The sequence below is a fragment of the Bradyrhizobium sp. 179 genome, from assembly GCF_023073535.1.
In the GTDB taxonomy this organism is placed as follows: Bacteria; Pseudomonadota; Alphaproteobacteria; order Rhizobiales; family Xanthobacteraceae; genus Bradyrhizobium.
On sequence record NZ_JADPJR010000113.1, the window covers coordinates 1 to 20,730 of the forward strand.

25 protein-coding genes and 2 pseudogenes are annotated in these 20,730 nt (G+C 63.4%); 13 read left to right on the plus strand and 14 right to left on the minus strand.

Annotation, left to right across the window (positions count from 1 at the left end):
• The 3 genes from IVB12_RS26580 to IVB12_RS26590 form a co-directional block, all read left to right on the plus strand.
• Positions 1 to 184: transposase (locus IVB12_RS26580; RefSeq protein ID WP_247295629.1), on the plus strand; the 184-nt coding region annotated here is incomplete at its 5' end.
• A 436-nt stretch (positions 185 to 620) separates the two neighbouring features.
• Positions 621 to 863: a hypothetical protein gene (locus tag IVB12_RS26585; RefSeq protein WP_051056887.1), complete on the plus strand. Its 243-nt coding sequence runs from the start codon at positions 621 to 623 to the stop codon at positions 861 to 863.
• An 806-nt stretch (positions 864 to 1,669) separates the two neighbouring features.
• The gene (locus tag IVB12_RS26590; RefSeq protein WP_247303505.1) at positions 1,670 to 2,152 is read left to right on the plus strand and encodes an SgcJ/EcaC family oxidoreductase; all 483 of its coding nucleotides are present in this window, start codon (positions 1,670 to 1,672) and stop codon (positions 2,150 to 2,152) included.
• A gap of 126 nt (positions 2,153 to 2,278) precedes the next feature.
• Here IVB12_RS26590 and IVB12_RS26595 read toward each other — a convergent pair whose 3' ends face one another.
• From IVB12_RS26595 to IVB12_RS26620, 6 genes are all read right to left on the minus strand, one after another.
• Positions 2,279 to 2,980, minus strand: coding sequence for a GrlR family regulatory protein (locus tag IVB12_RS26595; protein WP_247303508.1), 702 nt, complete (start codon positions 2,978 to 2,980; stop codon positions 2,279 to 2,281).
• A 257-nt stretch (positions 2,981 to 3,237) separates the two neighbouring features.
• On the minus strand, positions 3,238 to 3,387 hold the full coding sequence (locus IVB12_RS26600; protein WP_007609497.1) for a hypothetical protein: 150 nt from the start codon (positions 3,385 to 3,387) through the stop codon (positions 3,238 to 3,240).
• 184 nt (positions 3,388 to 3,571) lie between these two features.
• Entirely contained in the window at positions 3,572 to 4,393 is an 822-nt protein-coding gene (locus tag IVB12_RS26605) for a tetratricopeptide repeat protein (protein ID WP_247303510.1), read from the minus strand.
• Positions 4,394 to 4,425: 32 nt separating this feature from the next.
• On the minus strand, positions 4,426 to 5,112 hold the full coding sequence (locus tag IVB12_RS26610; RefSeq protein ID WP_247303512.1) for a substrate-binding domain-containing protein: 687 nt from the start codon (positions 5,110 to 5,112) through the stop codon (positions 4,426 to 4,428).
• A gap of 18 nt (positions 5,113 to 5,130) precedes the next feature.
• On the minus strand, positions 5,131 to 5,832 hold the full coding sequence (locus tag IVB12_RS26615; protein WP_247303514.1) for a GrlR family regulatory protein: 702 nt from the start codon (positions 5,830 to 5,832) through the stop codon (positions 5,131 to 5,133).
• Positions 5,833 to 6,026: 194 nt separating this feature from the next.
• On the minus strand, positions 6,027 to 7,061 hold the full coding sequence (locus IVB12_RS26620) for a glutamine synthetase beta-grasp domain-containing protein (protein WP_247303516.1): 1,035 nt from the start codon (positions 7,059 to 7,061) through the stop codon (positions 6,027 to 6,029).
• A gap of 380 nt (positions 7,062 to 7,441) precedes the next feature.
• On the opposite strand from IVB12_RS26620, the gene IVB12_RS26625 reads away from it, so the two are divergent.
• The 6 genes and pseudogenes from IVB12_RS26625 to IVB12_RS26650 all read left to right on the plus strand — a co-directional run bounded on the left by IVB12_RS26625 (position 7,442) and on the right by IVB12_RS26650 (position 10,719).
• A complete protein-coding gene (locus tag IVB12_RS26625) occupies positions 7,442 to 7,585 on the plus strand; it encodes a hypothetical protein (protein ID WP_247303519.1) in 144 nt (47 codons plus the stop codon).
• Positions 7,586 to 7,601: 16 nt separating this feature from the next.
• Positions 7,602 to 7,805: a DUF2735 domain-containing protein gene (locus tag IVB12_RS26630; RefSeq protein ID WP_247303565.1), complete on the plus strand. Its 204-nt coding sequence runs from the start codon at positions 7,602 to 7,604 to the stop codon at positions 7,803 to 7,805.
• A gap of 278 nt (positions 7,806 to 8,083) precedes the next feature.
• Positions 8,084 to 8,827: a tyrosine-protein phosphatase gene (locus tag IVB12_RS26635; RefSeq protein ID WP_247303521.1), complete on the plus strand. Its 744-nt coding sequence runs from the start codon at positions 8,084 to 8,086 to the stop codon at positions 8,825 to 8,827.
• Positions 8,828 to 8,849: 22 nt separating this feature from the next.
• Positions 8,850 to 9,529 (plus strand): annotated as a pseudogene (locus IVB12_RS26640) (SDR family oxidoreductase).
• Between the two features lie 112 nt (positions 9,530 to 9,641).
• Positions 9,642 to 10,328 carry a DUF2161 family putative PD-(D/E)XK-type phosphodiesterase gene (locus IVB12_RS26645; RefSeq protein WP_247303524.1) on the plus strand — a complete coding sequence of 229 codons (687 nt, stop codon included), beginning with the start codon at positions 9,642 to 9,644 and terminating at the stop codon, positions 10,326 to 10,328.
• Positions 10,329 to 10,413: 85 nt separating this feature from the next.
• The gene (locus tag IVB12_RS26650) at positions 10,414 to 10,719 is read left to right on the plus strand and encodes a hypothetical protein (RefSeq protein WP_015686575.1); all 306 of its coding nucleotides are present in this window, start codon (positions 10,414 to 10,416) and stop codon (positions 10,717 to 10,719) included.
• A 60-nt stretch (positions 10,720 to 10,779) separates the two neighbouring features.
• Here IVB12_RS26650 and IVB12_RS26655 read toward each other — a convergent pair whose 3' ends face one another.
• The gene (locus tag IVB12_RS26655; protein WP_247303525.1) at positions 10,780 to 11,385 is read right to left on the minus strand and encodes a GNAT family N-acetyltransferase; all 606 of its coding nucleotides are present in this window, start codon (positions 11,383 to 11,385) and stop codon (positions 10,780 to 10,782) included.
• A gap of 150 nt (positions 11,386 to 11,535) precedes the next feature.
• Positions 11,536 to 11,937 carry a PaaI family thioesterase gene (locus IVB12_RS26660; RefSeq protein ID WP_247303527.1) on the minus strand — a complete coding sequence of 134 codons (402 nt, stop codon included), beginning with the start codon at positions 11,935 to 11,937 and terminating at the stop codon, positions 11,536 to 11,538.
• A gap of 118 nt (positions 11,938 to 12,055) precedes the next feature.
• Here IVB12_RS26660 and IVB12_RS26665 point away from each other — a divergent pair, with 118 nt between their 5' ends.
• Positions 12,056 to 12,838 carry a cobalamin-binding protein gene (locus IVB12_RS26665; protein ID WP_247303529.1) on the plus strand — a complete coding sequence of 261 codons (783 nt, stop codon included), beginning with the start codon at positions 12,056 to 12,058 and terminating at the stop codon, positions 12,836 to 12,838.
• Between the two features lie 151 nt (positions 12,839 to 12,989).
• Here the strand turns inward: IVB12_RS26665 and kynU are convergent.
• The 5 genes and pseudogenes from kynU to IVB12_RS26690 all read right to left on the minus strand — a co-directional run bounded on the left by kynU (position 12,990) and on the right by IVB12_RS26690 (position 18,219).
• A pseudogene (gene kynU, locus IVB12_RS26670) lies at positions 12,990 to 14,190 on the minus strand (kynureninase).
• An 8-nt stretch (positions 14,191 to 14,198) separates the two neighbouring features.
• The gene (gene kynA, locus IVB12_RS26675; protein WP_247303531.1) at positions 14,199 to 15,038 is read right to left on the minus strand and encodes a tryptophan 2,3-dioxygenase; all 840 of its coding nucleotides are present in this window, start codon (positions 15,036 to 15,038) and stop codon (positions 14,199 to 14,201) included.
• A 34-nt stretch (positions 15,039 to 15,072) separates the two neighbouring features.
• Positions 15,073 to 15,882, minus strand: a complete 810-nt coding sequence (locus IVB12_RS26680) for an alpha/beta hydrolase (RefSeq protein ID WP_247303533.1) — start codon at positions 15,880 to 15,882, stop codon at positions 15,073 to 15,075.
• A gap of 279 nt (positions 15,883 to 16,161) precedes the next feature.
• The gene (locus tag IVB12_RS26685; protein ID WP_247303535.1) at positions 16,162 to 17,439 is read right to left on the minus strand and encodes an ArgE/DapE family deacylase; all 1,278 of its coding nucleotides are present in this window, start codon (positions 17,437 to 17,439) and stop codon (positions 16,162 to 16,164) included.
• Positions 17,440 to 17,493: 54 nt separating this feature from the next.
• A complete protein-coding gene (locus IVB12_RS26690; RefSeq protein WP_247303536.1) occupies positions 17,494 to 18,219 on the minus strand; it encodes a pyridoxamine 5'-phosphate oxidase family protein in 726 nt (241 codons plus the stop codon).
• A gap of 72 nt (positions 18,220 to 18,291) precedes the next feature.
• On the opposite strand from IVB12_RS26690, the gene IVB12_RS26695 reads away from it, so the two are divergent.
• Together IVB12_RS26695 and IVB12_RS26700 are read left to right on the plus strand one after the other, a co-directional pair.
• A complete protein-coding gene (locus tag IVB12_RS26695; RefSeq protein WP_247303538.1) occupies positions 18,292 to 19,758 on the plus strand; it encodes a PLP-dependent aminotransferase family protein in 1,467 nt (488 codons plus the stop codon).
• A gap of 66 nt (positions 19,759 to 19,824) precedes the next feature.
• Entirely contained in the window at positions 19,825 to 20,070 is a 246-nt protein-coding gene (locus tag IVB12_RS26700) for a DUF6719 family protein (protein ID WP_247281560.1), read from the plus strand.
• 8 nt (positions 20,071 to 20,078) lie between these two features.
• Here IVB12_RS26700 and IVB12_RS26705 read toward each other — a convergent pair whose 3' ends face one another.
• Positions 20,079 to 20,441 (minus strand): hypothetical protein, encoded by a 363-nt coding sequence (locus IVB12_RS26705; RefSeq protein ID WP_247303540.1) that lies wholly within the window; start codon positions 20,439 to 20,441, stop codon positions 20,079 to 20,081.
• Here IVB12_RS26705 and IVB12_RS26710 point away from each other — a divergent pair.
• Complete coding sequence (locus tag IVB12_RS26710) at positions 20,410 to 20,679, plus strand: hypothetical protein (protein ID WP_247303569.1); 270 nt, start codon at positions 20,410 to 20,412, stop codon at positions 20,677 to 20,679. The genes IVB12_RS26705 and IVB12_RS26710 overlap by 32 nt on opposite strands.
• The last annotated feature ends 51 nt before the right edge of the window (positions 20,680 to 20,730 follow it).

The window sequence follows — 20,730 nt, forward strand, 5'->3', positions numbered from 1 at the left end:
CTCGCGCCGGCTCCGCAAGAAAATCGAGATGTTGTTCGCGCACCTCAAGCGCATTCTCAAGCTCGACCGTTTGCGTTTACGAGGTCCAAACGGCGCGCGCGACGAGTTCATCCTCGCAGCCACCGCCCAAAACCTTCGAAAGATGGCCAAGCTGATCCCGATGCCCACCCCGACGCTCGCATAGGGTCAGTAAGAGCAGTTCCGGCCACGTCGCGACGGAGCTATTACAACGAAATACTGCCGGCCTTTTTCAACGGAATCGGCCAACAGCGGAAGTCGCGCACATTCGATCAGCGTTGCCGCAGATAAGTCCTTGGCTCCGATTTCATTTCGGCAGCCCGGGGCAATGTGCCAGCATGCCGGTTGATGGAAACGCTGTTCGGGGATGAAAAAAAGGAGCTTCCGATTTCGGCGCAGCGGAGTTGATATCCCACGGGATCACCACGTGGTGCCCTGACCTTCCGCCGCCACTGTGGGGCCAAGTCGCTCGGGCGGTGGTCGCATGGTGGTCGGCGCACGAGACGGAAAGTTCCACTCCGGCGGCCTGCCTGTGACTGCGCCCGTACAGGCAAATCGCGGAGCGACGCTCCGACGTCGGCTTTTCGGGGAGCACAAGCATCATGGATGAAATCCTGCGTTGGGTGGCGACAGTCGGCACGATCGGCGCCGGGCTGATCCTAGCTGCCCGGGCGCGGCCACTCATTACCGGCTGGGCCTTCGTCGTGCTGAGCGGTGCATCGGTGATCTGGATCGTCGTCGGCTATCTAACAGCGGAATATGCGCTGATGGTGCAAAACGTGGTGGTGACACTTATCAACGTGTTCGGCGTCTACCGATGGCTGATCTGGAAAGGAAATGTGTGAAAACGGTCTGCCTGCGCGCTCTGCCGCCCTCGCGCGCACAGGTCAAGCTTAGCTCGGCGGCCTCTGTCCGGTCTACCTCGCACAGCCGACACGGCGACGGCTCACCCGGTGTTTCGGCTCGGGGCCACAAGCGGAGCTCATATGAGTGTCAACCTGATGGCAACCATAGGCAAGAGAGTATGCGAGTACAAACAGGTTGACAATCATAGATTGCCACCCCGTCTCGCGATAAGCTTGCCTCTAAAAAGGGATCTCAATGAGCAGCAGTCGCATCGCTGCGCTACTTCTGATGACAATCGCTTTGCTGGTGGTCGCAATGATGCTCGAGTCCTATTGGGATTGTCGCCTTCAGAAACGGCGATCCATGACAGAATGCATGCCCGGCCGCCCAGGACCGACAGGACTTTATTGACTAGACGGATTAGACCAGCGTGAATGCATTGACGGATGGTAGTCTCCACAACAGACCTGCACGTCTCGGCCAAAGTTTGATCGTCGCAGATGACCGCCCGCAATGGATGATGACATCGACGATAGTGGATGGCGATTAGCCAGTTCTGGCTTCCTCAGAGAAGAGTGACGCCGCTCGGGCCGGTGCAGCGCAAGCCTGCTTTGGGTCAAAAGCGCCGGTCGAGGCAAGCATGGCGCGGCGTCCGGTTTACCGCCCATAGCCGACATTACAACAGGATCAGCATGGCTCGGCTAAGGCCCAACACGGATGCCGAACAGGTTGCCGACTTGGCTGCGCCAAATTGCAGGTTACGATTGAACGCTTTTCAAGCCACCAAATGCTCGGAGGTTGCCCAATGACACGACAACTTGCTTTTTTGATGCTTTCAACAATTTTGGTCTCGGCTTCTGTAAATGCTCAGGACGGGCAGCGAGAAGCGGCCATTCGCGCAATCGTCTCAGATCAATCAGCCTCATGGAATGCTGGTAACGCCGCAGAGTTTTGCCAATCGGCCGCTCCTGATATCTCAGCGTTCAATACGTCGGGAGCGGACATGTCCGGCAAAGCGCGTTTTTGCCAACGGCAACAGCAAATTTTGACTGGCATTTTCAAAGGCACCACGAAGAAGCAAACAATTCGGCGGCTACGCTTCATCACGGACGACGTGGCAATTGTAGACATTGATAATGAAATACATGGTCTGATGACCACACCAAGCGGTGCGCCAGTGACAGGCGATGGTGTAAGTAAGACACTCTTGATGGAAGTCTTTGTTAAACGGGACGGTCGCTGGTTGATGGAGGCATTTCACAACGTCGACGTTGCGGCACCAAAATAAGCGCGGCGGTTGGTCACAAACAGACTGATTTTTCCGCCTTGGGTCACTTGCTAACATCGCTGGGAACGACACGTAAAGCTCGCTTCACCCGAGCAAACGGACATCCGATATTTGTGAGTAGACCCCCTACGCGCGCCGCATCAGCTTCAGCGAGGCGGCAAGGCGCAGGCTGCGCTTGCCGGCGAGCGCGATGCCTTCGAGCTCGCCGCTGTCTTCCGTGCAGGTCCCCGAGAAGCCGATCCCCACCTCCAGGCCGCCAAACACGGGATTGTCGTCTTTCGCCGGCGTATGCTCCTGGTTCAGCATCTCGCCCTTCCAGCGGCCATCCGCCGAGGAGTAGGAGCCGAGATAGTAGAAGAACGCATCGCCTCCGAGGATACGCCCGTCCATCAGCAGCATCACGCCGGAGAGGCCGGCCTCGACGCCGTCGAGCGCGCGAAGGTGAATGGAGTACAGCCCGTTGACGATACCGCCGGGACCGGCGGTGCCGCGCGGCAGCGCCCCATCATCGAGCGGCGCGAGGTTGGCCCAGAACACGCTGCCCGGCATCGGATCGGCCTTGCCCTCGAACAGGATCGTCGATCCCTCCGTCCTGCCGCGGACCTTGATCGCGGCGATATCAGCGCCCATCAGCGGCTTGTCATTGGGATCGTCGTTGTGGCGCTCGGTGATGACATTGGCTTCGATCGCGCCATCCCTGACGTCATAGGTCCCAAGATGCGCAAAGGCGGAATTGCCGCCCAGCAGCTTGCCGTCATGCATGCACATGATGCTGCGGCCGAAGGCACCGTTGATGCCGTATTCAACCTTGTAGAGCCCGTTGAGCAACGTCTTGAACCCAAAAACCGAAAAAGATTTACGGGCTAGCTAGCATCGTCGCCGCATTGAAGTCATCGGCTTTTCCGCGCAGGCCCGTCCGCGACCGACCGCCGTCATGATGCCATTATGCACCTGTTTTGCCCGACGGAGCAAGTCGCCTTCGGAGTAGCCGAAATTCCACAAGCTTTTCAACCCCATCGCTACTGTGCATGGGGTTGTTTTCGCATGTTTTGTCTTGCCGGCTCCTGGACGGCATTCGCCGGCCATCAATGCCGCTTGAAGTATTGCACCTCGCGCTCGTGCTTCTCGGCCGCCGCGCGGCTCTTGAAGGTGCCGAGATTACGCCGCTTGCCGGTCTTCGGGTTCACCTTGCGCGAATAGAGGCGATATTCACCGGATGCCAGTTTGCGGATCATGGTTGCATCTCCCAGTCTGCCCATGGCAACGACCGGCGCATGGTCCAGTTCCCGGGCACCCGGCTGTCTCGAGACCGCCTGTCACGACGCCCGCAACGATCTCGCCGACCACTTGAATGAGCCGAGCCCCCTAATCACATCGCGGTCCGCCGGAGCGCTCGAATCTTCCGAAGGGAGAGGCAAATTAGAAGCACAGTGTGGTGACGAGCTTGCCCTGCTTGTCCTTGATCGCATAGGGACAGCGCAGCCGCTCCAGCGCCTTCTTGGCGTCATCGTCGCCGAGGGCTGCGGCGCGTTCGTAATAGGCCTTTGCGGCGTCGTTGTCCTTCGGCCCGCCGCGGCCTTCCTGGGCGAAGGCGCCCATTCGCTCCAGCGCGCCGGGATGATTTTGCGCGGCCGCCTTCTCGAACATTGCGCGCGCAGCGACATCGTCCCTCTCCCCGCCATTGCCGCTCGCCAGCATCAGACCGAGTTGGTACTGCGCCTCCGCATTGCTTTCGGCGGCCTTGCCCAGCAGCGCACGCGCCCGCGCAGGATCGGCGGGCGCGCCGCCACTTGCGCCGCCGAGCGCGGCGAGATTGCTGACGCCGCGAGGATTGCCGGCCTGCGCCGCCCTCTCGAACAGTTTGCGCGCTTGTGCTTCGTCCTTCGCGACGCCAGAGCCTGTCCCGTAGGCGACGCCGAGTTCGACCATCGCTGCGCTCGATCCCTTGTCGGCGGCCTTGCGCAAGGCAGTGATCGCCTCGCTCGTCTGCCCGTTGGCCGCATAGGCGCGGCCGAGCGCGAACATGGCGCGGCGCGAGGAGGATGCGGCCTGCTTGCAGAACTTGATGGCCGTCCCGACGTCGGAGGAAGCGATCTCCGTCACGCCCTTCACGTCGGCCGGCTTGTCGGGATCACTGGGATCGGCCGCCACCCGGTCGCACAGCACGAGATCGGCCGACTGCGCCTGTGCCGCCAGCGGCACGGCGAGCGTCAGGAGAGTTGCGAGGAGATAAGCGCGCATGGCCACTACGTTGCGTCCCCGCGCCGGCACATTCAAGGCTCCAGCCCCGATTGGCGGAGGACAGGAACGGCCTCGGGCGATGCCAGATAGCGCAGCAGCCTATCGGCAGCTTCGGCATGTGTCGCATTCGTCATGCGGCCGGCGGAGAACACCGCCGGCGTCTGCAAATCATGAGGGATCGGGCCGACCACCTCGATGCCGCCAACCTGCTTCAGTTCGCTGATCTGCTGCACGGCGAGATCGGCCTCGCCACTGACGAGCCGCTCCGCTGTAAAGCCCTGCTGCACGATAATGGCTTTGGCGTTGATCTCCGGCGCGATGCCCAGCCGCTGGATCAACTGCGCAAAGTAGATTCCGCTGGCGCCAAGCCGCGAGTAGGCGACGCACTGCGCCGCAAGCAGCGTCTTGCGCAGCGCGGCTTCGGTCGCGATATCGGGATGCCTCTGTCCTGCGCGGACGGCGATGCCGACATAGGAACGCGCGAGGTCAGCCGCGCTATCGGCGACCACGCGGCCCTCAGCGATCGCTGCGTCGAGCCCCTCGCGGGTGAGGATGACGAGATCGGCGGCCTCGCCGTCGCGGAGCCGCTTCAGCAGCGCCTGGGTCGGCGCGAAGTCGGCGTCGATGCGGACGCCCGTCGCAGTCTCATACGCAGACGACAGGCTGCGCATCGCGCCCATCAGGCCGAGCGTCGAGAGCAGGCGAACGAAATTGTCCATGTGCTTATCCCGTGGCGCTCAGGCGCGGTGCATCAGCTTGAGCGCGGCGGTCAGGCGCAGGCTGCGCTTGCCGGCGAGCGCCGTTGCCTCCAGCACCGCCTCTTCCGCATGGTAGCGGCCGGAGAAACCAATGCCGACTTCGTGGCCGCCGAAGATCGGATCGTCCTTGGCCTGCGTGTGTTCCTGATTGAGGATCTGGCCCTTCCAGCGGCCGTTCGCGGCGGTGTAGCTGCCGAGATAATAGAACGCCGCATCGCCGCCGAGGATGCGACCCTTGTTGAGTAGCATCACGCCGGTGAGGCCGCCATCGAGACCGTCGAGCATGCGCAGATGCATCGAATAAAGACCATCGATGATGCCGGCTTCGCCGACGCCGCCGGCGACCGGCACCTCGTCTGCGGTGATCGGCGTCATGACCGACTGGAAGGGTACGCCCGGGAGCTCTTTCAGCTCGCCCTTGAAGCGATAGAGATTGCCGTCGGCCCAGCCCTTCGCGATCAGGGTCGCATCGTCGGTGCCGGCCATGGCGCGATAGTTCGGATCGGGGTTGTGGCGGACGGTCTTGATGACGACGTCGACGCCGCCATCGGTCTTGTCGTAGGTGCCGATATGGGCGAAGGCCGAATTGCCGCCGAGCATCTTGCCATTGCCCGCGTGCATCACGCTCCGGCCGACCGCGTCGCCGAGCTGAAATCTCACCTTGTAGAAGCCTTCAAACACCAGCCGTGTCCCCGGCTCTGCGCATCCGGGCGCACTCTCCCGCATTCCAACGCGATCGACAAGCTTGACGCAGGAAGCGGCCGGCAGGCCACAGGAGAGCTGTCATCAAAAATGCAGAAATCCGCCGGAGCCCTGCAGCTCCGGCGGATTTGAGACCAACCCGGGCCAGCCCCCTAGCCCGGGGCGGAAGGATCTTAGGCCGCGGCCTTCTTGTTGGTCGGCACGGATGAGATCGTCTTCAGGATCTGTGAAGCGATCTGGTAGGGGTCGCCTTGCGAATTCGGACGACGGTCTTCCAGATAGCCCTTGTAGCCGTTGTTGACGAAGGAGTGCGGAACGCGGATCGAGGCGCCGCGGTCGGCCACGCCGTAGCTGAACTTGTTCCAGGGCGCGGTCTCGTGCTTGCCGGTCAGACGCTTGTCGTTGTCCGGGCCGTAAACGGCGATGTGGTCCATCAGGTTCTTCTCGAACGCCGCCATTAGCGCCTCGAAATACTCCTTGCCGCCGACTTCGCGCATATAGGCGGTCGAGAAGTTGGCGTGCATGCCCGAGCCGTTCCAGTCGGTGTCGCCGAGCGGCTTGCAGTGGAACTCGATGTCGATGCCGTACTTCTCGGTGAGACGCAGCATCAGGTAGCGGGCCATCCACATCTGGTCGGCAGCGGTCTTGGAGCCCTTGCCGAAGATCTGGAATTCCCACTGGCCCTTGGCGACTTCCGCGTTGATGCCTTCATGGTTGATTCCGGCAGCGAGGCAGAGGTCGAGATGCTCTTCGACGATCTTGCGGGCGACGTCGCCAACGTTCGAGTAGCCGACGCCGGTGTAATACGGACCCTGCGGGGCCGGATAGCCCGAGGACGGGAAGCCGAGCGGACGACCGTCCTTGTAGAAAAAGTACTCCTGCTCGAAGCCGAACCAGGCGCCGGGATCGTCGAGGATGGTGGCCCGCTTGTTGGATGGATGGGGGGTCTTGCCATCGGGCATCATGACTTCGCACATCACGAGCACGCCGTTGGTGCGCGCGGCGTCCGGGAAGACGGCGACCGGCTTCAGCACGCAATCGGAGCTATGACCTTCGGCCTGCTGGGTCGAGGAGCCATCGAAGCCCCAGAGCGGAAGCTGCTCGAGCGTCGGGAACGACGCGAATTGCTTGATCTGAGTTTTGCCGCGCAAATTCGGAGTCGGCGTATATCCGTCGAGCCAGATGTACTCGAGCTTGTACTTGGTCATTGAGCCTCTCTGTAGATGATGCGAAAGGTTGGGGGCCCTGGGGGTCCCCGCACGTTTGTACCCGGCCACCATCGGCCGGCCCCTTACAAGCATTTTACGTGCCAAAAGGCCGCACTGCGGCGTATTTTCCAGCGCGGTCGGCGCCGGCTTGGAGCTGACAGACCGGCCCCAACAATCTGCGTCATAGCCGCGCACCTTAGCGTGAAGCTGCACCGCAAAAATCCCGGCAAAAGCGCCCGATTCTGAAGCAGGCGCCACAATGCTGAACGCTGCCGATGAAACGCGCATCAAGGCCCAGCAACTTTCGTAAAGTCCTACCCCACTGCCTAGCAACCTTTGGAATAGCCCAGCCGTTGGTCAGCGACGCCGTGCCTTAGGAGATGCAGCAGACCATCTGCCTAGAAATTGGGCGGCAACTGATTTCCTTTTCAGCACTTTCCAATTCGGGGGGCGCCGCCGATATGGAGATTTCAGTAACCACAATCGAACGAGTCGGGCGCACCATGGAGGCCAAGGCGCTTTGACCAAGGAGAAATCGCAATCATGAACAATGGTCTGAGTCACGGAACTGCGAAGATCTACCAATTCCCTGCCGGGGGCCGCGCAGCTCTTGGGGGACGCCGCTATGGCGAGACCCGTCTTCCCGCGGATCATGCTTCGCTTCCCACCAACGTCTCGATATGCAGCGACAGTTGGTATCACCAGGACGCGGTGGACGAAGCCAAGCCGAAATGGGATCGCTGACGATACCGTCGCGCTCTCGCAAACGCCGGCGGCAGTTCAAAAATGGGTCGAAGCCACGGTGTTTCGGCCCTTTTTGATTCCTGCAGATACAAGGCCGTTCAGATCACCGCGCAGGCCGTGACCGGCCGCTTCAGATGTCTGATCGTCATGGCCCCGGTCCTGGCCGACAGCATGGCGATGGCCAAAACAATGGCCTTGTGTCGGCCCATGATCGGCCTCTGTAGTATCCTCAAGGCCGCCGCAGCGCGTCCGGTGGAACCACAACCCAAGCTGATCTCATGTCCGACTCCCCTGCCCGCCACCTCGCCCTGCAAGGCGCCAGCAATTTTCGCGATCTCGGCGGCTATCCGACCACCGACGGCCGCATCACGCGCTGGCGGCAGATCTTCCGCTCCAACCATCTCGGCGACCTCACTGCAGCCGACATCGAGATCGTCCGAGCGCTGGGGGTGCGAAGCGCCTTCGATTTCCGTGGGCTGGAGGAGCGCGCGGCCGGCGTCTGCGTCGTGAACGAGATCACCGTGCACTCACTGCCGATCGAGCCGACCGTCGTCGCTGCGCTGCGCGCCGAACTCGCTCGGGGCACGCTGACGGCACCGGTCGCGCTGGAGATCATGCGCGAATCCTATCGCAACTACGTTCGTCACAACACGCACAGCTTTCGCAACCTGTTCGGCCATCTCCTGGAAGATCGCGCGCCGCTCGTGATTCATTGCACGGCGGGCAAGGACCGCACCGGGTTTGCCAGCGCGCTGATCCTGCATGCCCTCGGCGTACCCGATGACGTCATTGCCGAGGACTACCTGCTCACCAACCAGCACTACAAGCGCGATGCGACAGCTGCGATCGATCTGCCTGAGGACGTACGCAATGCCATCGGCAGCGTCGAAGCCTCTTACCTTGCTGCAGCGTTCGAAGCCGTCGGCCAGGAATATGGCGATATCGAAACCTATTTGCGCGACGGGCTCAAACTCGGCGCGGCCGAACGGACTGCACTGAAGGCGCGTTATCTGCAATCGTAGGCGGCGTGCCGGGAGAACGATGATGCAAGGCAGGGTTCTGATCGTGACTGGCGCGCGCGGCGCGCTCGGCAAGGTCGTTGCGGAGATTGCGCAGTCGCGCGGCGCGCGCACGGCCCGGATCGATCACGCGGCTTCACAAGGCTCCGCAACGCCTGAAAGCATCGAGATCGGCGGCGTCGACCTGACCGATGCGACACAGGCGAAGACGGCGATCGAGGCGGCGGCAAAGCACTTCGGCAAGCTCGATGCGCTGATCAACATCGCCGGCGGCTTCGCCTTCGAGACCGTCGGCGACGGCGATGTTGCGACCTGGCAACGCATGCATGCGCTGAATGTCCTGACCACGCTCAACACCTCGCGCGCGGCGCTGCCGCATCTCGCCGCCTCCAAGGCCGGCCGCATCGTCAACATCGGGGCGATGGGTGCGCTCCAGGCAGGCTCCGGCATGGCCCCTATGCGGCCTCGAAAGCAGGCGTGCATCGCCTCACCGAGGCACTCGCCAATGAGTTGAAAGGCAGGGTCACCGTGAATGCGGTGTTGCCGTCGATCATCGACACCAATGCCAACCGCGCCGACATGCCGAAAGCCGACTTCTCCAAATGGGTGACGCCGCAGGAGCTCGCCGAAGTCATCCTGTTTCTCGCCAGCGACGCCGCGAGCGGCGTCACCGGCGCGCTGATTCCGGTGGCTGGGCGGGTGTAGGCGGATCGCGTTCCGAGGCTCTGCCAGATGGCAATGATTCAATCGGAGCCGAGAAGGCTCTAAACTGCCTGCAACTGATTCTCCGATCGGACGTCACACACGGAACTTGTCTTTGGAAACCGCGCTCTATCTGCCCGTCAAACGCTTCCTCGAAGAGCTCGGCTTCACCGTGAAGGGGGAGATCGGCGGCTGCGATCTCGTGGGCCTCAGCGCCGGCGATCCACCTGTCGTGGTGATCGGCGAGCTCAAGCTCGCCTTCAATCTCGAGCTGATCCTTCAGGCGGTCGACCGCGCGCCGGCCGGCGACGAGATCTGGATCGCCGGCAAAATGTCGGCCCGCGGCAAAGGGCGCGAGAGCGATGCGCGCTACCGCAACCTGTGCCGCCGGCTCGGCTTCGGCATGCTCGGGGTCACCGATCGCGGCCAGGTCGAGGTGCTGGTGAAGCCGCCGACGGCGGCGCCGCGCCGCGAGCCGAAAGTGCGCTCGCGCCTTGTCGCCGAACATCAGCGCCGGCAGGGCGATCCCGTGCTCGGCGGCAGCACTCGTGCCCCGATCATGACGGCCTACCGGCAGCAGGCGCTGGCCTGCGCCTCCGCCCTCGCCGAAGGCCCCCGGCGAGTGAGCGAGTTGCGCGAACGCTGTCCCGATGCCGGCAAGATCTTGCTTAACAATGTGTATGGCTGGTTCGCACGTGCTGAACGGGGAATCTACGGGCTCACCGAAGCTGGGCACGCGGCGCTGAAACGCTGGCCACAGCAAGGGATTGAACTCGGTGCAGGTATCGCGTCACCGCCCTGACGTGCATAGCTGAGATGCCACACCGATTCCATATTGCAATGCAACATTCGCGGCACTAGGTATCCCGGCATCAAACGAGGCCGTTATGAGCGCAGACTGGAACACCAAATATGGCACGCGGCGCGTGCGTCACGATCCGCCCACCCTGGACGAGGCGATCTTCGCCGCCGTCGGCATCACCGACGACCAGGAGCAGCAGGCCGAGATCGCAGCAGCGCTGATGGGCATGCCGCTCGATGTCGTGCAGGCCGAGGTCAAGAAGCAGGCCCGCACCAACAGCCGCATCACCGCAACCCGCGTGATCGCCGGTGAACAGGGCGCGCAACGTTCCGTGGTGGTCGAGCGCCGCGTCGTCCGCCGTTTCGGCAACGACAAGCGCACCGGCACCTGAGCGCTCGTTTCCTACCCAGACTGTGAAAAGCGGACCGGCCTTGCCGGTCCGCTTTCTGTCTTATGCGGCGCGACTGCCGTACATGCTGGAGATGATCTTCCAGCAGGTCGAGTTGAAGCTGAGCAAGGCCCGGCCGGCTGTGAAGGGCGAAGCCGCGAGATCGGCAAGCTCGGCCTCGGTTGTCTTCGTGAGGTCGATCGTCCCAGTCGATTCGCCGTGGCGGAAAGCCAGATGCGCACCGAACTTCCTGGCGAGCGCCCGCATGGCGTGGTTCTCGGCGCCGGTGGTGATGCGCAGGCGCTTATAGCCCTTCCAGCGCGCTTCCGCGATCAGACGGCGGAACAGTACGGTGCCGACGCCCTGACGGCGCGCGGAAGCCTCCACGCTGAAGGCGACCTCAGGCAGCGAATCATCCTCCGGCGGATGCAGCTCGGCCGCACCGCGGACCATGCCATCGACAATGTAGGCGACGATCACGGTGCCGTCGTCGGCGCAGCGGGCGGCATAACGCTCGATGAAGCTGTCGTCGAGAAAACCGTTGAAACGGTCGTGCCGGCTTGCGGGATCCAGTCTCAGCAGATGGTCGCGCAGGAGCGGCAATTCTTCCTGCTGGATCAAGGTCCGCACATAGCCCGGAGCGGTGCGGACGGTCTCTTCAAGTACCACGTCAAAACTCCTCTTGGTGTCCCTCGAGGAGGCGTTCGAATCCCTAGGCCGCCTATATTGTGCATCGCAACAAGCTTTTCAAGATGCGAGACTGCCCAAGTAAGTGGCACCGGATGCGACTATTTCGTTAACAAAATCAAGGCCCCCCATTCATAGGAGGATGAGCTGCGTCTGGGTCACGATGGCCACAAGCTTGCCGTCCTCGGTTTCCAGCCGGGTGGTCCAGACCTGGGTCCGCCGGCCTCGGTGGACCGGGGTGGCGGTCGCGATCACCGTGGTTCCCTCCCTGGCCCCACCGATGAAGTTGGTCTTGCTTTCCAGCGTCGTGGTGCCTTTGGCGTCGTCCGGCAGGTTGATCACGGTCGCAGCCGCACCGACGGAATCCGCCAGCGCCATCACCGCGCCGCCATGAATGGTGTGATGAAGCGTGCAGAGGTCGGGCCTGACCGTCATCCGCGCCACCACGCGGTCCTTGTCGGCCTCGACGAACTCGACGCCTTTGAGCTCGGCGAACGGCATCTTCATGACTTTAAGTTTCTCGAGCGGCGTCATCGGATCTCCTTCCAATTCCTTGTTGTCTCAACGTGAATTGCTTCGTGCGGCAAAGCAATGACGTCCAAGGTAATGGGCGGGCTGACATCGGCGCCGACATTGTGCATAGGCTGCTCGCATGCGCCACTTCCCCCCGCACCGCATCGTCTGCCTGACCGAGGAGACGGTCGAAACACTCTACCTGCTCGGCGAGCAGGACCGCATCGTCGGCGTCTCCGGACATGCCGGGCGCCCGCCCCAGGTGCGACGGGAGAAGCCACGGGTGTCGGCGTTCGTCTCGGCCGACATCCCAAAGATCCTGGCGCTGGAGCCAGAGCTGGTGCTGGCCTTCTCCGATCTGCAGGCCGGCATCGTCGCAGATCTCGTCCGCGCCGGTGTCGACGTCCACGTCTTCAACCAGCGTGACGTCGCCGGAATCTTGGCGATGGTCCGCACGCTTGGTGCGCTTGTCGGTGCGGCCGAGCGCGCGGAGAACCTCGCGCAAGGTTTTGAGCGACGCCTCGCCGCGATCGCGGCAACGCCCCGGCCCTCGGCGCGGCCGAGAGTCTATTTCGAGGAGTGGGACGATCCGCTGATCTCGGGCATCGGTTGGGTCTCCGAGCTGATCGAAATCGCCGGCGGCGCGGATGTGTTCCCGGAGCTGCGATCGCGGCAGGCGGCGAAGGACCGCATCGTATCGGCGGAGATGGTGCGCGAGGCAGCGCCCGATGTGATCCTCGCCTCGTGGTGCGGCAAGAAGGTCGTCCCTGCCCGTATCCGCGCGCGCGACGGCTGGGGTGAGATTCCGGCGCTGCGCAACAGCCGCATCGTGGAAATCAAGTCGCCGATCATCTTGCAGCCGGGACCGGCAGCGCTGACGGATGGGCTCGATGCGATCGTGATGGCATTGTGGGGGACGTGATCCCTCCGCCGTCATTGCGAGCCAACGGGTCCGCGCGCAGCGCGGCCCGATGACAGGCTCCGCGAAGCAATTCAGGCTGCCTCTGTGGAAGGATTCTGGAATGCTTCGTCGCAAGGGCTCCTCGCGATGACGCCTGTGGAGGCGCCTTTCCTCACGTCACCGCATTGACGACCTGATATTCCGGCCGGCGCCACACTTCGCCTACGATCACCTCCTCGATGATCTCGGCGGCTCGGACGATCTCGTCCTCTCCGACATAAAGCGGCGTGATCCCGAACCTCATGATATCTGGTGCGCGGAAATCACCGATGACGCCTCGGGCAATCAGCGCCTGCATGGCGGCGTAGCCGCCGTCGAAGACAAAGGAGATTTGCGAGCCGCGGCGCTCGTGCGCGCGCGGGGTCACCAATTTCAGAGATGGGCAGCGACGCTCAACTTCGGCGATCAGGAGATCACCGAGCGCCAGCGAACGCGCACGGACCTCACGGATGTCAATCCGATCCCAAATGTCGAGTGAGGCCTCCAACGCCGCCATCGCCAGCACCGGCGGCGTTCCGACACGCATGCGCTCGACGCCGCCGGCCGCCGCATAGGCAAGCTCGAACCCAAACGGTTTGGCATGGCCCATCCATCCCGACAGAGCGGCGCGGACATTGTCGGCGTGGCGCGGCGCAACGTAGAGGAAGGCCGGCGCGCCGGGACCGGCGTTGAGATATTTGTAAGTGCAGCCCGCGGCAAAATCCGCGCCGCAGCCGGAGAGATCGACCGGCAGCGCGCCGGCGGAATGGGCGAGATCCCAGACGGTGACGACGCCGAGCGCACGCGCTTTCGCAGTGAGCTTCGCCATGTCGTGGCGGCGGCCGGTGCGGTAGTCGACCTCGGTGATGTAGAGGACGGCGACCTCCTCCGACAGCGCGGCCTCGATCTCCTCCGGCCACCAGACGTAATCGATGGCCGCGCCCAAGCGTTTCGATCAGGCCTTCGGCCATGTAGAGGTCGGTCGGGAAATTGCCGGTGTCCGACAGGATCACCTTGCGCGACGCGTTCATATCGAGCGCAGCCGCGAGTGCCTGGTAGACCTTGAGCGAGAGCGTGTCTCCGACCATCACGGAGCCAGCCTCGGCGCCGATCAGTCGCGCAATGCGATCGCCGACATGACGCGGTTGGGCATACCAGCCTGCGGTGTTCCAGGCACGGATCAGCTCATTGCCCCATTCGGCCGTGATGACGCGATTGACGCGCTCGGCAACGCCGAGCGGCAGCGCGCCGAGCGAATTGCCGTCAAGATAGATCACACCGTCGGGCAGATGGAACAAAGCCTTGGTGTCGTCGTAGACGCGTAGCTTGGTCATGGCCATCTCTACAAAATCGTACGCACGCGCCAGAGCTCGGGGAATAGCTCGATCTCCAGCATCCGTTTGAGATAGCTGACGCCGCCGGTACCACCGGTGCCGCGCTTGAAGCCGATCACGCGCTCGACCGTTGTCACGTGGTTGAAGCGCCAGCGGCGGAAATAGTCCTCGAAATCGACCAGCTTCTCGGCAAGCTCATAAAGCATCCAGTGCGTCTCCGGCGCCTCGTAGACGATACGCCAGGCCTGGAGTACGCCTTCATTGAAGCTGTGGGTTTCGCGGACGTCGCGGGCCAGCACGGCCGCAGGCATCTTGAGCCCACTACGGTCGGCAAGCCGCAGCACCTCGTCATAGAGGCTTGGGGTCGCGAGCTCGGCTTCGAGCAGCTTCGTCGTTTCCGCATCGTGCGCGTGCGGCTTGAGCATGGCGTGGTTGCGGTTGCCGAGCAGGAATTCGATCAGCCTGTATTGACGTGACTGGAAGCCCGAGGACTGCCCGAGCTGCGAGCGGAAGCGCGTATACTCGCTCGGCGTCATCGTCCGCAGCACGTCCCAGGCGCCATTGAGCTGCTCGAAGATGCGCGACACCCGCGCCAGCATCTTCATCGCGGGCTGCACCTCATCCCCGGCGATGGCGCGGCGGGCGGCGCTGAGCTCGTGGATGGCAAGGCGCATCCACAGCTCCGTGGTCTGATGCTGGATGATGAACAGCATCTCGTCATGGGCTTCCGAGAGCGGATGCTGCGCGCCGAGAATCGCATCCAGCGCCAGGTAGTCGCCGTAGGACATGCGCCGGGCGAAATCCGTCTCCGCGCCTTCGCTTGCAGGATCGTAATCGCTGGACGTCATGATAAGTCCTCTCGATCCATCTTCCCTCGCCTCGTCAGTCGAGGCCGATCAGACGCGCGGTGATCGGCGACGACGGATCCTTAAGCCCGTCGATCACGGTAAAATGGTTGAGCCCGGGATCGATGACGAGGTGCGTCGGCACGTCGAAACCGGTCCAGACGTTGGCCATCAGGTCGGATTGGCGGATGAATTCAGGGCGCTCGTTACCGCCGACCCAGGCCGTCACAGGCGACTGCCCCCGCGGCAGATGCAGCGCCGCGCTCTCGAGCGTCGCCTCCTGCATGGTCATGCGCAGCGTCTCGTTCATCCTTGTCTTCAAAAGCGGCCGCAGATCGTGCAGGCCGCTGATCGAGAGCGTGCCGGCAATACGATCGTAGACGGCGGGCTCGAGCCGGCTGTCGTCGCACAGCATGCGCGTGACGAGATGGCCGCCGGCGGAATGGCCGGCGAGCCGGATCGGCCCTGGCACCAGCGAGGCCGCCTTTGCGACCGCGGCGGTGATCTCGGCAGTGATGTCGGAGATGCGTGCGGCCGGTGTCAGCGTGTAGCTCGGCAGCGCCACGGCCCAGCCATGATGCCTTGCGCCTTCGGCAAGATCGGTCCAGGCTGATTTATCAAAGCGCATCCAGTAGCCGCCATGCACGAACACGACGAGGCCCTTGCTGTCGCCGTCGGGCAGGATCAGGTCGAGGCGCTGCCGCTCACCGGCGCCGTAGGCGACGTCGGGACGAAAATCCCTCAATCCCGCACGGTAAGCCGCCGCCCGCTCCGCCCACAGCGCCGGCATTTTGTCCGAGCCGGGGATATGGGTCGAATTGGCATAAGCATCATCCCAATCGCGCATCGTAATTTCCTCGGCGGATTTAAGGCCCCTGCAACGGACCCCAGTCTGCCACCGGCAAGGCCGCCATCCTAGCCTTTATTTTAAGCTTAAAGGATTGATCCGCGCCCGTGTCTCGGACAGCGGACCGCATCGGCAAGGTATGTCCTTTGCCCTGAGGAGCCGCCGTCACATTAAGTGACTGCGAGCGCAGCGAAGCGAATCCAGAATCGCTCCGCGGCGGCAGTCTGGATTGCTCCGTCGCTTCGCTCCTCGCTGACGGCAGAGAGGGCAAGCGGTTGCTTACGCCTTCTCCACTCCGCACCACTCCGCGATGAACAGCGCCATCGCCTTGGTGGACTTCTTCAGCGACTCCAGCTCGACAAACTCGTTGAAGCCGTGCATCTCGCCGCCGCTCGCGCCGAAGCACAGGCTCGGGATGCCATGATTGAGGCCGTAGAAGCGGGTATCGGTAAGTGCAGTGAAGACGAGGTCCTCGACTGCGCCACCGTAGACCTTATTGAAGGCCTTGCCGAACGCGGCCTCGGGTGCGGCAGCGTCAGTCAGTTCATACCCCTCCGACAGGAAGCCCGACCATTCGATCTCCGGCGGGTTGTTGGCGAGGAAGCGGTGGTTGCGCGCAGCGGCCGCGACGCATGCCAAAATCTCCTTCTGGTGCTCGGCGATCGACCAGCCCGGCAACACGGCAATCCGGCAGTCGACGTCGCACCAGGCCGGCACGCTAGAGGCCCAATCGCCGCCCTTGATGATGCCGGGATTGAAATTGATTGGATGGTTGAGCGTCCTGAAGTGACGGTCGGCTTTGGCGCGCTCGTTCCATTCGATCTCGAGTTTTTGTAGGGCCTGGATCAAATGATAGGCCGCCATGATTGCGTTCGCGCCGGAACCGGCGAAGGCAACGTGGGTCGGATGGCCCTTCACGCGCAGGCGAAACCAGATCACGCCAACCTGAGAGCGCACCATCTTGCCGCCGGTCGGCTCCGGGATGAAGCAGGCATTGGCGCGGTAGCCGCGCTGAAGCGTCGAGAGCGCGCCGACGCCCGTGCTCTCCTCCTCGATCACGGACTGGAAGTGGATCCGCGCCGTAGGCTTCAAGCCCGCGGCTTTGATCGCATCCAGCGCGTAGAGCGCACCGATCGTGCCCGACTTCATGTCGCAGGCACCCCGGCCGAACATCTTGCCGTCCTTGATGACGGGCGAGAACGGCGGCGTATCCCACAATTCCAGCGGACCTGCCGGCACCACGTCGCAGTGCCCCTGGAGGATCAGCGATTTTCCAACGTTGGTTTGCGGACGGTAGGTGCCCACCACCGAACGCGCTTTCGAAAAATCATGCTCGATCGGGCCAAAACCGCGCAGATCCTTGAGATCGTCGACATTGATGTGCCAGTCGTCGACCTCATAGCCGCGTTCGCGCAGGAGATCGCCGATCATGTCCTGGCACGGTCCCTCCGCTCCGCGGGTCGAGGGGATCGCGACGAAATCGCGGGTGGTCGCAAGCTGGACTTCGAAGCCGGCGTCGACGGCGTCAAGAATCCTCTGCTGCGTCTCGGCGTTCATCAGGCAACTCCAATCGGGCGTTCAGATCATCGATGGAGCGCAAGCTAGCCGATTTCAGCCGTTCGGGTACTGTACAAAATAAGCATCCCGCAATGCATCTTCGAGCAGCCGGCCTTCGAAGTAGCCATTCAACGTCGCAGGCCGGCTGACGCCGTCGAGCAAACGCGGACACGGCTCGGGCGCGCCGAGCACCGTGCGCACCGGGATGCGCTCGGCATAGATCGGGAGTTCGTAGTCCTCATCGTCATCGGCCACGCCCTTGGCACGGATCTTGGCCGAGGCCTCCTCGATCGCCATCGCGATGAAGGAGGTCGCCCTGGTCTCCTGCGCGGTGCTCTGACGCAGGCCCGCGGTGCGGCCCGGGAAGAAGCGGTCGACCATCGCGATCACGGCGCGCTCCTTCTCCTCGCGGTCGGTGACGAGATAGGCGGTGCCGAACGCCATCACCGCGCGGTAATCGGCGGAGTGATTGAAGCCGCAGCGCGCCAGCACGAGACTGTCGAGATGGGCTACCGTCAGGCAGACGCGCTCGCCCCTGGTCTGATTGCGCAGCATGCGGCTGGCGCTGCTCCCATGCCAGTACAGCTTCGTTCCTTCGCGCCAGAAGAAGGTCGGCGTGCAATAGGGCTGACCGTCGATCACATAGGACACGTGGCAGAGCATCGAGGAATCCAGGATGCGGTGAACGGTCGCGTGATCGTAGAAGCCGCGGTCATGACGGCGCTTCACCTGGTTGCGCGCTGATGTCGGATAGGAGTTTGAGTTTTCAACCTGGCTCACGGCCACACCTCGGAGATTGGAACAATTCGGAGAGTTGTAGCCGTGGATTTGGTCTGCGATAGTGCCAATTCCATGCGAAAATTTCCGACCAATTCTCCCTCGCCGGCCAAGGCCGAGCTGCCGCTCGACCTTACCGGTCCGCACATCACGGCCAGGGCCTCCGCGGCGCACCGGCTCTACCAGGCGCTGTGCGAGACGATCGTCTCCGGTCTCGTCAGGCCTGGCGAGCCATTGCCGCCCTCACGGACACTGGCGCAGCAGACCGGCTTGCGCCGCAACGCCGTCGTCACTGCCTATGAGCGGCTGATCGCCGACGGTTTTGCCGAGGCAACCGTCGGCTCCGGCACCTTCGTCGCCGCGCGCATCCCTGCACGAGCAGCCGAGGCGAACAAACCCAAGGCGGTTGTCGAAGCGCCGCAGCATGGCGCGTTCGCGCTCGGCTGCACCCATATCGACGAGCGCGCCGTGCAGCGCTTCCGCGCCTTCGTGGGCCGGCGCATGCGCGCATTCGGATCCGAGCATCTGCATTATGGCGATCCCCGCGGCAGTCGCGAGCTGCGTGCGGCAATCGCCGATCACCTGTTGTCGACGCGAGGGCTGCGCTGCGATCCCGATCAGATCATGCTCACGTCCGGCACGCTGCATGCGCTGCGCATCGTGCTGAGCGCGATCCTTAGGACGGGCGACCAGGTCTGGTGCGAGGACCCCGGCTATCCGATCGCGCGCCGGACGATCGGACATTGCGGATATCGCACCGTACCCATTCCGGTCGACGCGCACGGGCTGCACGTCGCCAAAGGTCGTTCGGCGGCGCCGTCTGCGCGCGCGGCCTATGTCACGCCGTCGCACCAGTTTCCGCTGGGCGTCCAGATGTCGATGCCACGGCGGCTCGAACTGCTGCACTGGGCAAAGCAGGCCGGCGCCTTCGTGTTGGAGGACGATTACGACAGCGAGTTCCGCTATGACGGCGCGCCGCTGATGTCGCTCGCCGGGATCGATCACCTCCAGCGCGTGATCTACCTGGGCACCTTCGCCAAGACCTTGTTTCCGGGCCTGCGCATCGGCTATTGCGCGCTGCCCGAGCGCCTGATCGCGGACGTGACGGCTGCACGGGCTGCGCTCGACCGCTTTCCCGGCACGCTGATGGAAGGCGCGGTGGCCGACATGCTCAATTCCGGCGCCTTCGCCGCGAACCTGAAGCGGGTGCGAAAGCTCTATCGCGAGGCGCGTGATGCGCTGGCGGAGACATTGGAAGCGAAATCGGACAGGACGCTATCGGTGCCGGTGCCGTCGCAAGGGTTGCATCTTGTCGCACGGTTCGATCCCTCGGTCGATCCGTCGCGCGCGGCCGAGGCCAAGCGGGCCGCCGGCGCGGAAGGCTGGCTCCTGGCCGACACCTATTCGCTCGCGCGTCCCCTGCCCGGTTTCGTGCTTGGATTTTCAGGGCATACGGTTCCGCAACTGGTGGCCTCTGCCGAACGGCTGGCGCGCGAGTCGCGCGCTATCTTGTGCGCGAGGAGCTCAGCCCGGCAGGCGTAACGAAGCTTCGCCTATCAGAATCGCCTCCAGCTCCCTAGATTGCGGCATCGACGCCGGACTTCAATCATGCTGCTACACCGCGCGACCTGCCTTTCGCTCCTGATGTCCCTCGCGCTCGCCTCCACGGCGCGCGCAACAATGGTCGGCCGCGAACAGGACATCGTGGACCTCAAGCTCGGCCAGCGCGTGCAAGTGGATGACGGAACTTGCCCCGCCGGACAGGTCAAGGAAGTGCGCGGCGCGAGGATGACCGACAAAGGCGTTTCACGGACCAGCACCTGCGTGCCACGATACGGTCCGAAAACCAAATAATCTGAACGTCACTTCGCCGGATCGAACATGCACTGCAAGGTCGGCTTGGCGATTTTGGTGAAGGTCGGGCCGATTTCGCCCTGCTTGGACGTCGGCACCCAGTCGGTCTCGATCGTCGGCACGCCGGTCTCGCTGATGCCGCGCAGCAGCGCCTCACGCAAGTCGCGGTCCTCGACGACGGCAGCGGCATGGTCGTGCAGGCAACCGCAGACCTCCTCCGGGTGCTCCCAGCGCCCGAGCATGCGCGGCGCACACTGACGCACGAATTCGGCACGGGCATCCGGCAGCCTGGAGGGAGCGCGCACCTGCGCCGCAGCGGCGCTGAGCGTCAGAACGGACATGAACGCTGCGGCGCAGAAACGAGCAATCATGATGGCCTTTGCCGGCAATTTTTCTTGTTGGCGATCAGAAGCGCGTGGCGACTACGATCGGCTGCGGTGCCGTGATCGTCAGCGACGAACCGGTGTACTGGAAGGTGCCGACACCGGGAACACTGCCATCCGGCGAGCCCGCGAACGAGGAACCGGCAAGCACGAAGCCGAAGGCAAGAAGCTGAGCGCGCGCATGGTCTTGTCTCCGAATCGGTGGCCGCCGGTGCCGTCGTTGTGAAGCTGATAACCATGGGTGGTTTCGTGCGTGATGCGCCAAAAGCGGAAAATG

What these genes read in the sequence shown, in the direction of transcription:
- IVB12_RS26685 (WP_247303535.1), bottom strand. Translation starts at nt 17,439, where the DNA reads ATGAACGCCGAGACGCAGCAGAGGATTCTTGACGCCGTCGACGCCGGC.
- IVB12_RS26665 (WP_247303529.1), top strand. Translation starts at nt 12,056, where the DNA reads ATGCGCCACTTCCCCCCGCACCGCATCGTCTGCCTGACCGAGGAGACG.
- IVB12_RS26620 (WP_247303516.1), bottom strand. Translation starts at nt 7,061, where the DNA reads ATGACCAAGTACAAGCTCGAGTACATCTGGCTCGACGGATATACGCCG.
- IVB12_RS26680 (WP_247303533.1), bottom strand. Translation starts at nt 15,882, where the DNA reads ATGCGCGATTGGGATGATGCTTATGCCAATTCGACCCATATCCCCGGC.
- IVB12_RS26625 (WP_247303519.1), top strand. Translation starts at nt 7,442, where the DNA reads ATGCAGCAGACCATCTGCCTAGAAATTGGGCGGCAACTGATTTCCTTT.
- IVB12_RS26700 (WP_247281560.1), top strand. Translation starts at nt 19,825, where the DNA reads ATGCTGCTACACCGCGCGACCTGCCTTTCGCTCCTGATGTCCCTCGCG.
- IVB12_RS26705 (WP_247303540.1), bottom strand. Translation starts at nt 20,441, where the DNA reads ATGATTGCTCGTTTCTGCGCCGCAGCGTTCATGTCCGTTCTGACGCTC.
- IVB12_RS26710 (WP_247303569.1), top strand. Translation starts at nt 20,410, where the DNA reads ATGAACGCTGCGGCGCAGAAACGAGCAATCATGATGGCCTTTGCCGGC.
- IVB12_RS26610 (WP_247303512.1), bottom strand. Translation starts at nt 5,112, where the DNA reads ATGGACAATTTCGTTCGCCTGCTCTCGACGCTCGGCCTGATGGGCGCG.
- IVB12_RS26590 (WP_247303505.1), top strand. Translation starts at nt 1,670, where the DNA reads ATGACACGACAACTTGCTTTTTTGATGCTTTCAACAATTTTGGTCTCG.
- IVB12_RS26605 (WP_247303510.1), bottom strand. Translation starts at nt 4,393, where the DNA reads ATGCGCGCTTATCTCCTCGCAACTCTCCTGACGCTCGCCGTGCCGCTG.
- IVB12_RS26600 (WP_007609497.1), bottom strand. Translation starts at nt 3,387, where the DNA reads ATGATCCGCAAACTGGCATCCGGTGAATATCGCCTCTATTCGCGCAAG.
- IVB12_RS26635 (WP_247303521.1), top strand. Translation starts at nt 8,084, where the DNA reads ATGTCCGACTCCCCTGCCCGCCACCTCGCCCTGCAAGGCGCCAGCAAT.
- IVB12_RS26585 (WP_051056887.1), top strand. Translation starts at nt 621, where the DNA reads ATGGATGAAATCCTGCGTTGGGTGGCGACAGTCGGCACGATCGGCGCC.
- IVB12_RS26660 (WP_247303527.1), bottom strand. Translation starts at nt 11,937, where the DNA reads ATGACGCCGCTCGAGAAACTTAAAGTCATGAAGATGCCGTTCGCCGAG.
- IVB12_RS26650 (WP_015686575.1), top strand. Translation starts at nt 10,414, where the DNA reads ATGAGCGCAGACTGGAACACCAAATATGGCACGCGGCGCGTGCGTCAC.
- IVB12_RS26695 (WP_247303538.1), top strand. Translation starts at nt 18,292, where the DNA reads ATGCGAAAATTTCCGACCAATTCTCCCTCGCCGGCCAAGGCCGAGCTG.
- kynA (WP_247303531.1), bottom strand. Translation starts at nt 15,038, where the DNA reads ATGACGTCCAGCGATTACGATCCTGCAAGCGAAGGCGCGGAGACGGAT.